Genomic DNA, 12,984 nt, shown 5'->3' with positions numbered 1-12,984 from the left:
CCCGTCGGCCGACAACTCTTATCCCCCGTCCCGCTGAATCGTGAGGTATGGCGCCCGACGTGGCGTACGAACCGGTCAGCGTCAAGGACGTGCTGTCCGAGATGAAAGACACCGCGGAGCTCCTCATCGACCTCTCCTACTCCGCGGTACTGTCGGGCAGCGACGAGGTCGCCGAGGAGGTGCTCGCGCTCGAGGAGCGCATGGACGTGCTCCAACTCCAGGCCCGGATGAGCGTCCTCATGGCCGCCCGCAGCCCCGAGGACGCCGAACAGTTGGCGCCCGTGCTGGGCGTCGTCGGCGCCGCCGAGAAGATCGCCGACGCCGCGGGCGACATCGCGAAAGTGGTACTGGAGGAGATCGGCCTCCCCGACGCGATGCGGGCGGCGATCCCCGAGGCGACCGAGGCGCTCGTGCGCGCGACCGTCGCCGATGACGCCGACTACGTCGGGCGGACGCTGGGCGAGATCAACATGGGGACCGAGCGCGGCGTCCGCGTGATCGCGATCCACCGCGCCAGCGAGACCAGCAAGCGCGCGTGGATCACCAACCCCGACAAGGACACCGAGCTCCACGCGGGCGACGGCCTCCTCCTCCGGGGGGTCGACGAGGGGTTGGTCGCGGTGTACGAGACGGCGACCGGCGAACCGTACCGCCCTCCGCAGGCGACCGAGCCCCCAGGCGCGGCCCTCGAGCGCGCGGTCGACTCGATCGTCACGATGAAGGACATGAGCGAGCTCGCGGTCGACCTCGCCTACGTCTCGGTGCTGTTCGACAGCGAGGCCGTCGCCGAGGAGGTCGTCGAACTCGAGGCGGAGGTCGACGCGCTGAAGTCCCGCCTCGAGGCGTGGACGCTACAGGCGGCCGGCCGCGTCGACGACCCCGTGGAACTCCGGGGGCTGGTCCACCTCGCGGCCGCGACGGAGACGATCAGCGACGCGGCCCTGGAGATCAGCGAGGGCGTGCTCCGGGGGCTGGACGCCCACCCCGTCGTCGCCGCCGCCGTCGAGGAGAGCGACGAGGTGATCGTCCGACTCACGGTCGCCGCCGACGCCGAGATCGCGAATCGGACGCTGGGCGAGCTCCAACTCGCTACCGAGACGGGGATGCGCGTGATCGCGGTCCGGCGCCCGGAGGGCGAACAGTCGTGGGTGGTCTCGCCCGACGCCGCGACCCGGCTCACGGCGGGGGACGTACTGGTCGCGAAGGGGACCCGCGCGGGCGCCGAACGGCTCTCGACGCTGGCGGGCGATCCCCGGGAGTTCGACGCGTAGCTACGCCTCCTCGCGGACGAGTCCGACGAGCGCGACCAGCGTCAACAGCGTCGTCACCAGCAGCGCCGCGGCGCTGGCGAGGACAACGGAGAGCAGCAGGAACCAGCCCGTCTCCCCGAGGACGGGGAACTGCCGGGTGCCCGCGAACGGGCCGGCGGCGCGGCCGAGGCGGAACACGTACGCCAGCACGGCCAGCGCCACCCCGGTCGCGGCGCCGACGGCGGCGTTGCGCCGCACCGACAGCGCTTCGAGCAGCGGTGCGACCGACGGCTCGGGCGGCTCCTCGCTCATTGGCGGCGATTGGTCGCGCCGGGGCTTATCGGCGTCGCTCCCGCTCGCCGCCGGCCCGGTCACTCGGTCAGTCGCTCGCCCAGTTCGCGCCCGGCCCGCGCGGCCACCCGGGCCACGCGGAGCGGTTCGGGCCGGCCGCCCTCGGGCGTGAACCCGCGGACGAGCTGGGCGGCCTCGCAGTTCGGCGCCAGCGGCGGGACGGCGTCGGTGTCGGCGTCCTCGGCGACCGGCGCGTCGACGCCGAGAACACGTACGAACACCTGTTCGTCGTTGACCGCGAGCGAGCGCCGCGGCGGCAGCGACTCGTAGGTGTCGAGGCGCCGCGTTCGGTCGGCGCCGTCGAACTGCGCCCGGATCGCCGGCGCGAGCCCGGGGCTGGCTTCGAACGAAACGGCGAGGGTGGGAAGCCCCGTCACCTCGTGGATCCGGGGCAGGTCGAGAACGTTGAACCACGCGGGGGCGACCCCCGCGAGCAGGAGGGCGGAGACGTCCGGCCTGTCGATACCGTCGACGAGCGCGACGACCGCGGCGGTCGCGTCGTCGCCGCCGACGGTGCAGCGCTCGTAGGCGAGGCCGTCGACGACCCGGTCGGCGCGCACGACGGCGCCGGCACAGGTGGCGACGGACTCGGCGTCGGAGAACGCGATCCCGAGCGCGCGCTGCCCCGGCTTAATCGTCCTTGATCTCCTCCAAGCGGTCGAGGAGCTCGTCGTTGGAGGCCCCGTTGTCGAACTCGACGGAGCCCTCGTGGGCCCCGCCGTCGGCGTCGACTGCGTCGTCGCCGTCGTTCATGTCGAGCTGCTGATTCTCCTGCTCGGATTCATCGTAGCTCCCGAAGCCCATTACACGTCAATTTTGTGGCTCCCTCGGGTTAAACGCTTGGGCGATAACGGTTGGTACCATACCACATGGACGTGGATCCTGAATGGCCGCTCTCGTCGACGCCGTCCGGTAGTTACGACTGTTCACGATCGTCGGCGTCGGCAGCGTTCCGCCGCGTTCGCTGCCGCCGAACCCGGCTGACCGTTGCCGACATTTGCTGCCGCCGACGCCGACTGACCGTTGTCGGCGTCCGCTGCCGCCGCCGTTTTACGGACTTCCCCCGAACCCGTACCCATGACTCCCGTCAACGTCACCGCGGACGCGGAGCAGTTCACCTGCAACGCCTACCTGGTCGACGGCGAGGTCACGACGCTGGTCGACGCCGGCACGATGCTGGGCGTCGTCGACGAGATCAGCGAGGGCGTCGACGACCTCGACCGCGTCGTTCTCACCCACCAGCACGGCGACCACGTCGAGCAGTTGGACGCGGTGCTCGACGCTTTCGATGCCGACCTGTTCGCCTACGACGACCACCCGCGCCGGACCCACGAGATCGACGACGGCGACACCGTCCAGATCGGCGACGAGACCCACGAGGTGGTGTACACGCCGGGTCACGCCGCCGACCACGTCTCCTTCGTCGGCGAGACGGCGCTGTTCAGCGGCGACGTGGTGGTGTACAACGACGGCGCGTTCGACGACGGCAGCTTCGGCCGGACCGACCACGCGACCGGCGACCGCGAGCGCCTGATCGAGAGCCTGCGGACGATCCTCGACCGACTACCGGACTCGGTGAGTGGGCTGTACGCCGGCCACGGCGACCCGTTCGAGGCGACCGGGTCGGAGACGGTCGGCGACGTGATCGAGCGCGCGCTCGAGCGGGCCGAGCGCCGGGAGCCGAAGTACCCCGACGAGTAGGCCGGCGGCGCCGCTGGCGGGGATAGCGGACCGGCGAAAAACGCGGCGAGATCAGGCCGAGCGCGGTTCCTTCGCCTTGGGTCGGAGATTCCCGTAGCCGCACTTCCGGCACTGCTGGGCGCGCTGGGGGTTGCGGGCGTTACAGCGCATGCAGATCTGTTTGTTCAGGATGCGCTCCTCCGCTTCTTCGAACTTAGCCATACCTCCCGGTTCTCTCGGCGGGCGTTTAACCCTTACTTTCGGGTCGAACGACGGCGCCGCCGCTCTCGGGCGGGTGAAAACGGTGAAGAATCGCGAGCGGGTTAGGCCGCCTGCTGGCCCTGCTGGGCCCGGTTGATCGCATCCTCGAGGTCGTCACGCTGGGTGACGCCGACGAAGCGCTCGACGACGCCGTCGTCGTTCTCGATCACCAGCGTCGGGAGCGAGCGAACGGAGTACTCGTTGGCGGTCTCCTGGTCGGAGTCCACGTCGATCTTCTCGAACTCGACGTCGGTGTACTCCTCCTCGAGCTCCTCGAGGATCGGGTCCTGGGTCTTACACGGGCCACACCAGTCGGCGTAGAAATCCTTCAGTCGGACAGTCATAGCGTGACCCGAGGTTGGCCGTGACAGCGCATAAGGGTTTCCCACGTCCCGGATCCGTCCTCGCCGTCCCGGCCTCCGTTCCGGAAGGTTTAGGCGGCTCAGGTGACGACGTGAGCGTATGAGCGGAAGCGACAGCGGCGGACTGATGTCCAGCGCGGGGCTGGTCCGCTACTTCGACGCCGAGGACCGCAACGCCATCCGAATGGACCCGCGCACCGTGGTCGCCGCCGGGATGCTGTTCGGCGTGCTGATCCTCGTCCTCCGGGCGCTCTGAGCCCGGGGCCGAACGCACCCTTTTTGCGCGCCGCCCGCCGACCCGTAGCCATGCAAGCAGGCGTCATCGCGGTCCAGGGCGACGTGAGCGAACACGCCGCCGCCATCGAGCGCGCCGCCGCGGCCCACGGCGAGGCGGCCGAGGTGGTGGAGATCCGCCAGTCCGGCACCGTCCCCGACTGCGACGTGCTCCTCATGCCCGGCGGCGAGTCGACGGCCATCTCCCGACTCCTCGCCCGCGAGGGGATCGACGACGAGATCCGCGACCACGTCGCCGCGGGCAAGCCCGTGCTCGCGACGTGTGCGGGCCTGATCGTCGCCGCCACGGACGCGAAGGACGAGCGCGTCGACACGCTCGACCTCATCGACGTGACCGTCGACCGCAACGCGTTCGGGCGGCAGAAGGACTCCTTCGAGGCGCCGCTCGCCGTGAAGGGCCTCGAGTCGCCGTTCCCGGCGGTGTTCATCCGCGCCCCCCTCATCGACGAGGTCGGCGACGGCTCGGGAGTGCCGATCAACGGCGGCGACGGCGGTCGACAGCGTACCGCCGACCCCGATGGCGACGCCGTCGAGGTGCTCGCGCGCTGGGACGGTGACCCCGTGGCCGTGCGTCAGGGTCCCGTCGTCGGCACCTCGTTCCACCCCGAACTCACGTCGGACTCCCGGATCCACGATCTCGCCTTCTTCGACACCGTCGAGGTGAGCGGCCAGTGAGCGACCCCGACGCGTCGACAGACGCCGAGGCGGACGCGGACCTCGATGCCGACACCATCGACGCCCTGTTCGGGACGATCGAGCAGCGCAAGCGCGACCTGCCCGAGGACAGCTACACCGCCTCGCTGTTCACCCACGAGAAGGGGGAGAACGCGGTGCTCGAGAAGCTGGGCGAGGAGTCGACGGAGCTGATCCTCGCCGCCAAGGACGACGACCGCGAGGAACTGGCCGCCGAGAGCGCGGACTTCCTCTACCACCTGCTGGTGCTGCTCTCGATGAAGGGGATGAGCCCGGACGACCTGCGCGAGGAACTCGAAGCGCGGTTCTAGTCCTCGTCCAGTTCGGCGGCGATCGCTTCCAGTTCCCCTTTCCGAAACCCGCTGGTTTGGTCCCGACTGCTGTCGACGCCGGCCACCTCGTCGCTGATGGCCTGCCGCATCACGTCCTTCCCGGGAATCACCGCCGTCTCCACGTCGGCATCCAACGATTCACAAAGGGCAGCCAACGCCTCCTTCGTGAACCCGGAGGACACCTGTCGTTCGTAGCGGCCGACACCGACTCGGATCTCGTTCCGGAGTTCGTCCACGGTCTTGCTCATACGACCAGGGTTACGGCTGTCGCGACCTTTACTTCCCGGTCCCGGGTTCTCGTGTCCACTGGCCGCCTCGGAGACCTAGCTGCTCGTTCACCCGGCGACAGAACCAGCTGCTCGGCCGGGGTGGGAAGCTACCCCAAGAGATATGCCCTCGTTGCGACAACGGGTTGCCACGACCGCCACAGATGACGCTCAAGCCCCTCCTCGAACCGGTTCTGCTCTACACTGGTCTCCTCGGTCTCCTCACGGTTGGCACCGTGTACCTCGCGACGCACTCGCTACTGTATATCCTCGTTTTAACGGCGGGCGGCCTGTTGGTCGTCGTTCTCAACGGCGGAACCGCCGGACGAACGAGCCTCGCCGGGCCCGAAAACTCCGACGAGGGCGAGTCGGAGTTCGAAACCACGGGGCTGGTACCGCAGACGAACCCGGATACGCCACTCCGCCTCGTCCTCCTCCTCTACGGACTCGGCGTCTTTCTGTGGTGTCTCGTCGTCCTGGCCACACTCCGCAACACGCTCGGGTAGGGGGTACGTCGTTTCTCCGTACGTACCGCTCTCGGATCCGCTCCCACATCTCGGGCAACTAGCTCACGAACGGGCCGCAACGGAGCGGTGCAGTCGTCGGTTTCGGACGGGAAGCGTCTTGGTCCGGGCGGTAGTGAACCGACGTAATGTTTCTCGTCACGTTTCGCCTCGATCCAGGGACGTACGACGCGGAGTTCCACGAGCTGAACGACGCGGTACAGGCGGCTGCCGAGGACACGGACGGCTATCTGGGGAAGCGGACGTGGCATGCCCCGGAGAGCGAGGAAGTGCTCGTCGTCTACTACTGGGCGTCGCTCGACGCACTGGAGTCGTTTGGCGCGGATGCGGACCACAGGGAGGCGAAACGGCGGTGGACTGAGTGGTACGACGCGTACGAAGTCACGGTTACAGAAGTCGTCGAGTCGTACGGGAGCGGGTTCGGCGACGACCCCGACCCGCCCGCGTAGGACGATCCCACCCCGTTCGATCGGCGTCCGCAGCCATCAGGCGATACGGGCCTCCGCTTCCCGATACCCGAATCGACCATCAGCCGAGGATCCCGATAGAGCCGACTACTTCAGCTCCAGCCCCAGATCGTGCAGCCCGTCGTTGTTCGCCGCCACGTTGATGAGCAGCGGCGTGAGCGACTCCACCTCGGCGGCGTTCCCGAGCCCGCCGGCGTCGAGCGCGCGCAGGCCGTCGATCCCCTCGGCGATGTCGGTCACGATCCCCTTCGCGTCCGCGTCGTCGCCGACGACGAACGTGTCGACGCCGAGGTCGGCGTCTAAGTTGGCCAGCCGCCCGGCCGCGAGGTTGTGGAACGCGCCGACCAGTTCGACGCCGTCGGGCACCGCGCTCGCGGCGTGTTCCGTCACGCTGCCGGCCGGCGGCGGCGCGTAGTGGAACCCGTCGTCGTCGCGATCCATCCCGGTCGCGGGCGTGACGAGGATGTCGCCGTCGTCGAGGTCGGCGGCGACGGCCTCGATGGTGTCGGCGACGTAGTACGGCGGCACGGCGACGATCACCACGTCCGCGAGCGTGGTCACGTCCGCGTTGACCCCGCCCTCGATCGTCGTCTCGACGCCGCGGGAGTCGAGTTCGGTCTCGTACTCGCCGGCCTTGGTCTCGGCTTTCTCGGCGTCTCGCGAGCCGATCAGCACGTCGTGGTTCGTGTGGTAGGCCAGACGCAGGGCGAGCCCCTCGCCGATCTCGCCAGTGCCGCCCAGGATCGCGATATCCATACCCGACACTGCGGCCGGTCGGGACGTAAGGATTGCGCGAGCGGCGCGCGGAGCAGATTCAGCGTAATTCAAGGAGGAGCCTCCGACCTCAAGGAGCGACCGACGGGAGCGAGTAGGCCGGAGAGGAAACCGACACGGGATTATACCAGCCACGATCGATGGCTGACCAACTCCCCATCGAACCGTTACCAATATAAAGACAAGCGAAGACATCTGAACTACGGATGGAGGTCCGTCGCACCGTTCCCATCAAACTCGACGTGGCCGACAGCGACGCCGGCCTCCTCCACGAAACTATCTCCGAGTTCCTGTGGGCCGCCAACTACGTCGTCGACCACGCATGGCAAGGCGAGTGCAAGACCACGAGCAAAGCCGAACTCCAACGCGAAACCTACGACGACGTGCGGGCCGAGACACGCCTTCAAGCGAACCTCGTCCAGAACGCCCGCAACAAGGCCGCTGACGCCATCCAGAGCGTCGTCGCTCGCTGGAAGCACGGTGACTACGCGGGGAAACCGCACTTCACAGCCCCGACACTCGTCTACGACAAGCGGTGTGCGACGTTCAACGACGACCACGTGACGCTCTCGACCGTTGAAGGACGCATCACTGCCGAGTACGTTCTTCCCGACAAGAGCCGCGAGACACCTCACTCGGAGTATCTGTTCAACGATGATTACGAAGTGACCGGTGGGGAGCTACACTACCGCGACGGCGAGTTCTACCTTCACGTCCGAACAAAGGCGGACGTGGAGTCCGAGACTGCCGACGACGGCAACGACGAGCACAGCACAGTCCTCGGCGTTGACCTCGGCATCGAAAACATCGCCGTCACCTCAACAGGGACGTTCTGGAACGGGTCGGAGTTGAACCACTGGCATCGTGAGTTCGAGAAACGACGTGGGTCGCTCCAACAGCGTGGGACGCGAGCCGCCCACGAAACCATCCAATCTGTCGGACGCACTGAGACGGGCCGCTACGACCACTTCTTACACACAGTCTCGAAGGAACTTGTCGCAGAAGCCATCGAGAACGACTCCGACGTGATCGCGTTCGAGGACCTGACGGGGATTCGTGAGCGGATGCCGAACGCGAAAAAGTTCCACGCATGGGCGTTCCGACGCCTGTTCGAGTACGTCGAGTACAAGGCCGAAGTGGTCGGTATCTCGGTCGAACAAGTGAGCCCCGCCTACACCTCCCAGCGGTGTTCGAAGTGCGGGTTCACCCACGAGGATAACCGCCCGAGTTCGGACGGGCAGGACGTATTCGAGTGCCTGAAGTGCGGCTACTCACCCCATGCGGACTACAACGCGGCGAAGAACATCGGTCTGAAGTATCTCCGCTCGGCGCAAAAGTCGTCGGGCGGAGGCGCACCCGTAAACGTGCGCTTGAATCGCGGGACGCTGAACGTGAACGGCGAGTATTCGTCTGCCTGTGAAGGCCAGAACGGGAGTCCACGCGAAAGCCCCACCCTCAACGAAGCGAACGGCGACGCCGTGAGCGAGTAGGGTGGGGTAGTTTACTCGAGCAGGTCCGGGAGGTCGTTCACCGAGTCGAGCACCGCCGCCGCGCCCGCGGCCTCGTACTTCCGGCGGCCGGACTCGCCCGTCAGCCCGCCAGTCAGGACGCCGACGCCGTGGTAGCTCCGAGATCCGTCGGCCTCGGCGGCGTTCACGGCCGTCCGCACGTCGTCAAGCGTGTCGCCGACGAACACCACCGAATCGGCGCCGAAGCGCCCGGCGAGCGTGGTCAGGGCGTGGGGGTGGGGTTTCCCCTCGTCCCAGTCGTCCATCGTGAACCGGTGCTCGTCGGGGACCGAGAGCCCGGCTCGCTCCAGCGCGATGTCGGCCTCCGCGCTGGGCCGGCCGGTCAGCACGCCCACCGAGAACCGGGACTGGAGCGCCTCGACGGTTCCGGGCTCCGGAATCACCGGCTCGTCGTGGATGTACCCCGGCGCCTCGAAGGGGGGCTCCTCGCCCTCGATCTCGCGATACAGGTCGGCGCCCAGGTAGAGCGCCTGAAACGTCTCGCGGACGCCCTCGGGGTCCCACTGCGATTCGACGGCGTCGGCGTCGAAGCCGTCACGGCCCGCGGCCTCACGCAGGACCGCGCGGGCGGCCGCGAGCCCACCGTCCTCGTGGGCGGCGACGGCGTCGGTGAAGTCGGCTGCGTCGCCCGTGTAACCCGCCTCGCGGGCGAGCACGAGCAGCGTCGCCGCGTCGGTGAGCTCCCAGTCGTTGTTGAAGCCGCCGGCGTCCTTGAAGCGCTGGATCGTCGCGCGCTCGATGGTCTCGCCGTGGCGTCGCTGCACCGTCTCGATGATCGCCCGCCGGTAGGAGTCGGCCACGTCGACGAGCACCCCGTCGACGTCGAGGACGACCGCGTCCGCGTGCATACCCCCGCTCCGGGCCGGGGGTGAAAGGCGTTTGCGGCTCGCGGTGCCGTCACCGACTGCCCCGGTGCCGGCCCTCCCCGAGTGAGGCGGTGTAGAGCGTCACTCGCGGGGCGTCGCCGCCGCCCAGCTGCTCGCGCTCGACGGGGATCGACGGCTCGTCGTAGCCGAGCGTGGTGAACACGAACGTCGCCCCAACTGACTCAGCGAGGTCGGCGATCGGTCGGTGGAGTTCGGGCGGGCAGTTGAGCGCGTAGACGACCTCGACGCGGTGGAACTCCTCGGGCGCCTCGACCGTCGTCACGTCCTCGACGCGGAACCGGACGCCCTCGGGCACCGACACCGGGTACACGTCGGTGGCGCGCACGTCGGCGCCGGCGTCGACGAGGCCGGCCGCGACCCCCGCCCGGTCGCCGATGCCGACCTCCAGCAGCGTCCTGGCGCCCCGGAGCCATCGGACGATTGCGGGGGTTGTTTGGCTGTTCATGCCGAGGGTTTATGCTGATCGTCGGCGTGGGATGGCATATGCACGTCGACATCGTTCCAGTCGGGTCGGTCCCGAGCCGCGCCAAACGCGAGGCGTCAGAGGCGTTGCGGGCCGTCTACGACTGCGACGTCGGCGTTCGGAACGAGCAGCCGATCCCGGACGACGCGCTCGACCACGGGCGCAACCAGTACCGCGCCGAGCGGTTCATCGAGGTGGCGAGCAACACCGGGAACGGGGAGAAAAACATCGCCCTCACCACGGAGGACCTCTACTACCGCCAGCGCAACTACGTGTTCGGCCTCGCCTACCTCAACGGCCGTGGCTCGGTCATCTCGACCCACCGGCTCAACACCTCCTCCGACGGCGGCATCTCCACCAAGCCCACCTCGGAGGTGTTCGCCGACCGCATCCGGAAGGAGGTGGTCCACGAGATGGGCCACAACTTCGGGCTGGAACACTGCGACAACAGCAAGTGCGTGATGTCGTTCTCGCCGACGGTGCGCGAGGTCGACGTGAAGGAGGAGAACCTCTGTGGCTCCTGTTCGCGGATGCTGCGGTAGCGGGTCGCCCCTTCCCGTCAGTTTTTGTCGTCGCCGGCCGGCTTCTGCTGCATGACCACGTGGACCAGCGACGAGATGGCGCCCCGACTCGGCGAACCGATCGACGACCTCGAGACGCCGGTCCTACTCGCGGACGTGGACGCGATGGAGCGAAACATCCGCGAGTACGCTGCCGTCGCCGACGAGCACGACGTCGACCTGCGCTCACACGTCAAGACCCACAAGAACGCGGCGCTGGCCGCTCGCGAGGTCGAACTCACCGGCGACACCGGGATCTGCTGTCAGACCCTCGGCGAGGTGGAGACGATGGCCCGCAACGGGATCGACGACGTCTACCTCTCCTACCAGGTCGTCGGCGAGTCGAAACTCGACCGACTCTGCTGGCTCGACGAGCGAGTCGAGGCGCTGGCGACGACGGTCGACTCCGCGGCCACGATCGACGCCCTCGACGCGGCCGCCGAGCGCAACGACCGGACCCTCCACGCGATTCTCGAGATCGACATGGGGCTACACCGGACGGGCGTTGACCCCGACGACGCGGTGGGGTTGGCGGAACGGATCGCCGACGCCGACGATCTGGCGTTCGACGGGATCCTCGCCTACGACTCCCACGTCAAGAGCGAGGCGTCGACCGAAGCTGAGCTCGAGGACGGCTGCTGGGCGGCGATGGAGCTCGCACAGGAGGTCGTCGACGGCATCGAGGCCGCCGGGATCCCGGTCGGGGAGGTGAAAGTCGGCGGCACCGCGACCTCCCGGTACAGCGCCCGCCACCCCGTCGTCACCGAGATCAACCCCGGGATGTACCCGTTCAACGACGTGGGCGAACTCCGACTCCGGCCGTGGGAGGTGTCGAAGACCGACTGCACGGCGACGGTGCTGACGACGGTGATCTCGGTGCCCGACGAGGACCGGTTGGTGGTGGATGGGGGGAGTAAGACGTTCTCGCTGGACAAGCCCCAACTCCCCGTTCCGAAACACCGCGACGACATCGAGTACGTGAACGCCAGCGAGGAACACGGCTGGATCGACACGAGCGAGGCCGACGAGTCGTTCGAGGTCGGCGACCGGCTGGAGTTCATCGTGCCGCACGTCTGTACGACGATCAACCTCCACGACCTGATCGTCGGCGTCCGCGACGGCGCGGTCGCGGACCTCTGGGAGGTGCAGGCCCGCGGGAAGGTCCGGTAGCCGTCGACGCCCGGGCGCTCAGGCGGTCTGCGCCCAGGAACAGAACTCACAGTCCTCGGAGTAGTCCGGGATCGGCTCCGCGAGCACCTGCACCGCTCGCCGCATCAGCGCTCGTGGCCGGTCTGGTCGCAGCCGAACCCAGCGGAGTTCTGTGTCGAACGTGATGGAGCCGTCGCCCGTCGGGAAGACGTACAGCAGCAGGCCGAACGGCGCCGTCGGGTGGCCGTTCTCCGCCAGCAGGTGGGCGTAACACTCCAGTTGGCGCTGGTAGTCCGGATGTACCGCCTCGGGCGACGATCCGTGGGTCTTGAGTCCAGCGGGACGTACACGCCCCCGGCCAGTTCGAGCAGGTCGTCCAGCGCGCCCCGGAGCACTGCGCCGGTGTCGGGGTCCGTGACCGTCGGCTCTCGCTGCCATGTCCGGCAGGCCGTCAGAAACGACTCGTCGTCGACCAGCGTCGCATCGAGGCGGGCAGTCCGCAGCGCCGGCGGCAGCGTCCCGGCCTCCCGGTGGCGGTCGAACAGCGCCCGTACCTCGCGTTCCACGCCCGAGACGACCGACGGGAACGCCTCCGTCGGCCGGGACTCCCCCCGCTGCATCCGGACCCAGAAGCAGCGCTCGCAGTCACGGAGGAGGTTCAGCCGCGCCGGCGAGAGCGCCGGCGCCCCGTCGCCCGACGCCTCGGACGGTGCCATATTCCGCCCGTTGGGCGCTCGTGCGCATAAGTCTGGGCCGGGCACGACCGGTCGCGTTAAGTTAGAGGATGAGGCGGTCGTTAGTTCGGATGCCTATGGCCGAATTCGACCGCCTCAGTGAGTCTACCGAGTGGATCGACTTGGATTTTGTGGAGCGAGAGCGGACACCCCGCGAGATCATTGAAAAGGGTATTCGGTACCATCTTGCGGGACTGTCACTTTCGAATACAGTTACGCTTCTTGAGGATTTGGGTGTCGAACGGAGTCGCGTCGCTGTGCACAACTGGGTGCAGAAAGCCGATCTACAGCCAGCTGCTGGTGAACGTCCGGATCGGGTTGCGGTCGATCAGAAGTCGATCCGAATCAACGATGAGCAGTATTGGCTGTACGCCGCTGTCGATCCAGAGACGAACAAGTTCCTGCATA

Annotated in this window: 20 protein-coding genes and 1 pseudogene; 11 read left to right on the top strand and 10 right to left on the bottom strand. The window is 68.0% G+C overall.

All coding sequences use genetic code 11. From position 1 onward, the window contains the following. Window positions 1-47: 47 nt before the first annotated feature. On the top strand, window positions 48-1,271 hold the full coding sequence (locus BMZ83_RS12370; protein WP_074879120.1) for a potassium channel family protein: 1,224 nt from the start codon (window positions 48-50) through the stop codon (window positions 1,269-1,271). Here BMZ83_RS12370 and BMZ83_RS12365 read toward each other — a convergent pair whose 3' ends face one another. Genes BMZ83_RS12365 through BMZ83_RS12355 form a run of 3 tightly spaced genes read right to left on the bottom strand, consistent with a single transcriptional unit; the run spans window position 1,272 to window position 2,405 of the window. Continuing rightward, window positions 1,272-1,562 (bottom strand): DUF7536 family protein, encoded by a 291-nt coding sequence (locus BMZ83_RS12365; RefSeq protein WP_074879118.1) that lies wholly within the window; start codon window positions 1,560-1,562, stop codon window positions 1,272-1,274. It abuts the gene before it with no gap. A 59-nt stretch (window positions 1,563-1,621) separates the two neighbouring features. Further along, window positions 1,622-2,236, bottom strand: a complete 615-nt coding sequence (locus BMZ83_RS12360) for an endonuclease dU (protein WP_074879116.1) — start codon at window positions 2,234-2,236, stop codon at window positions 1,622-1,624. Continuing rightward, window positions 2,232-2,405 (bottom strand): DUF5786 family protein, encoded by a 174-nt coding sequence (locus BMZ83_RS12355; RefSeq protein ID WP_049979553.1) that lies wholly within the window; start codon window positions 2,403-2,405, stop codon window positions 2,232-2,234. Before BMZ83_RS12355 ends, BMZ83_RS12360 begins: the two co-directional genes overlap by 5 nt. 273 nt (window positions 2,406-2,678) lie before the next feature. On the opposite strand from BMZ83_RS12355, the gene BMZ83_RS12350 reads away from it, so the two are divergent. After that, entirely contained in the window at window positions 2,679-3,302 is a 624-nt protein-coding gene (locus BMZ83_RS12350) for an MBL fold metallo-hydrolase (RefSeq protein WP_074879114.1), read from the top strand. 51 nt (window positions 3,303-3,353) lie between these two features. On the opposite strand, the gene BMZ83_RS12345 is transcribed toward BMZ83_RS12350, so the two are convergent. Beyond that, window positions 3,354-3,503 (bottom strand): 50S ribosomal protein L40e, encoded by a 150-nt coding sequence (locus BMZ83_RS12345; RefSeq protein WP_074879112.1) that lies wholly within the window; start codon window positions 3,501-3,503, stop codon window positions 3,354-3,356. Window positions 3,504-3,604: 101 nt separating this feature from the next. After that, window positions 3,605-3,886, bottom strand: a complete 282-nt coding sequence (locus BMZ83_RS12340) for a thioredoxin domain-containing protein (RefSeq protein WP_074879110.1) — start codon at window positions 3,884-3,886, stop codon at window positions 3,605-3,607. A gap of 118 nt (window positions 3,887-4,004) precedes the next feature. Between BMZ83_RS12340 and BMZ83_RS12335 the strand changes: the two genes are divergently transcribed. Genes BMZ83_RS12335 through hisE form a run of 3 tightly spaced genes read left to right on the top strand, consistent with a single transcriptional unit; the run spans window position 4,005 to window position 5,202 of the window. Beyond that, window positions 4,005-4,160, top strand: a complete 156-nt coding sequence (locus BMZ83_RS12335; protein WP_074879108.1) for a preprotein translocase subunit Sec61beta — start codon at window positions 4,005-4,007, stop codon at window positions 4,158-4,160. Window positions 4,161-4,210: 50 nt separating this feature from the next. Continuing rightward, window positions 4,211-4,873, top strand: coding sequence for a pyridoxal 5'-phosphate synthase glutaminase subunit PdxT (gene pdxT, locus BMZ83_RS12330; RefSeq protein ID WP_074879107.1), 663 nt, complete (start codon window positions 4,211-4,213; stop codon window positions 4,871-4,873). Next, window positions 4,870-5,202, top strand: coding sequence for a phosphoribosyl-ATP diphosphatase (gene hisE, locus BMZ83_RS12325; protein WP_074879104.1), 333 nt, complete (start codon window positions 4,870-4,872; stop codon window positions 5,200-5,202). The genes pdxT and hisE overlap by 4 nt, the downstream gene beginning before the upstream one ends. Here hisE and BMZ83_RS12320 read toward each other — a convergent pair. Then, window positions 5,199-5,471: a hypothetical protein gene (locus BMZ83_RS12320; RefSeq protein WP_074879102.1), complete on the bottom strand. Its 273-nt coding sequence runs from the start codon at window positions 5,469-5,471 to the stop codon at window positions 5,199-5,201. The two genes, hisE and BMZ83_RS12320, sit on opposite strands and share 4 nt — an antisense overlap. A 182-nt stretch (window positions 5,472-5,653) precedes the next feature. Here BMZ83_RS12320 and BMZ83_RS12315 point away from each other — a divergent pair, with 182 nt between their 5' ends. Beyond that, window positions 5,654-5,995: a hypothetical protein gene (locus tag BMZ83_RS12315; RefSeq protein ID WP_074879100.1), complete on the top strand. Its 342-nt coding sequence runs from the start codon at window positions 5,654-5,656 to the stop codon at window positions 5,993-5,995. A 146-nt stretch (window positions 5,996-6,141) separates the two neighbouring features. Continuing rightward, a complete protein-coding gene (locus tag BMZ83_RS12310; protein ID WP_074879098.1) occupies window positions 6,142-6,462 on the top strand; it encodes an antibiotic biosynthesis monooxygenase family protein in 321 nt (106 codons plus the stop codon). Window positions 6,463-6,567: 105 nt separating this feature from the next. Here BMZ83_RS12310 and npdG read toward each other — a convergent pair whose 3' ends face one another. Beyond that, entirely contained in the window at window positions 6,568-7,236 is a 669-nt protein-coding gene (gene npdG, locus BMZ83_RS12305) for an NADPH-dependent F420 reductase (RefSeq protein ID WP_074879097.1), read from the bottom strand. A gap of 224 nt (window positions 7,237-7,460) precedes the next feature. Between npdG and BMZ83_RS12300 the strand changes: the two genes are divergently transcribed. Then, on the top strand, window positions 7,461-8,744 hold the full coding sequence (locus tag BMZ83_RS12300) for an RNA-guided endonuclease InsQ/TnpB family protein (protein WP_074879095.1): 1,284 nt from the start codon (window positions 7,461-7,463) through the stop codon (window positions 8,742-8,744). An 11-nt stretch (window positions 8,745-8,755) separates the two neighbouring features. Here BMZ83_RS12300 and BMZ83_RS12295 read toward each other — a convergent pair whose 3' ends face one another. Then, window positions 8,756-9,631, bottom strand: a complete 876-nt coding sequence (locus BMZ83_RS12295) for a TIGR01548 family HAD-type hydrolase (protein ID WP_074879093.1) — start codon at window positions 9,629-9,631, stop codon at window positions 8,756-8,758. Between the two features lie 49 nt (window positions 9,632-9,680). Then, on the bottom strand, window positions 9,681-10,115 hold the full coding sequence (locus BMZ83_RS12290; RefSeq protein WP_074879091.1) for a UPF0146 family protein: 435 nt from the start codon (window positions 10,113-10,115) through the stop codon (window positions 9,681-9,683). A gap of 38 nt (window positions 10,116-10,153) precedes the next feature. On the opposite strand from BMZ83_RS12290, the gene BMZ83_RS12285 reads away from it, so the two are divergent. Next, window positions 10,154-10,675, top strand: a complete 522-nt coding sequence (locus BMZ83_RS12285; RefSeq protein ID WP_074879089.1) for an archaemetzincin family Zn-dependent metalloprotease — start codon at window positions 10,154-10,156, stop codon at window positions 10,673-10,675. A 51-nt stretch (window positions 10,676-10,726) separates the two neighbouring features. After that, window positions 10,727-11,863 (top strand): alanine racemase, encoded by a 1,137-nt coding sequence (locus BMZ83_RS12280; protein ID WP_074879087.1) that lies wholly within the window; start codon window positions 10,727-10,729, stop codon window positions 11,861-11,863. Between the two features lie 104 nt (window positions 11,864-11,967). Here the strand turns inward: BMZ83_RS12280 and BMZ83_RS12275 are convergent, their stop codons facing one another. Beyond that, the gene (locus BMZ83_RS12275; RefSeq protein ID WP_074879085.1) at window positions 11,968-12,558 is read right to left on the bottom strand and encodes a hypothetical protein; all 591 of its coding nucleotides are present in this window, start codon (window positions 12,556-12,558) and stop codon (window positions 11,968-11,970) included. Between the two features lie 95 nt (window positions 12,559-12,653). Here BMZ83_RS12275 and BMZ83_RS12270 point away from each other — a divergent pair. Next, window positions 12,654-12,984 (top strand): annotated as a pseudogene (locus BMZ83_RS12270) (IS6 family transposase); the annotation flags it as partial.

The sequence above is a fragment of the Halolamina pelagica genome, from assembly GCF_900115675.1.
Classification (GTDB): domain Archaea; phylum Halobacteriota; class Halobacteria; order Halobacteriales; family Haloferacaceae; genus Halolamina; species Halolamina pelagica.
Note: the sequence above shows the minus strand (reverse complement) of the source record. Positions and strands in the feature narration are given on the sequence as shown.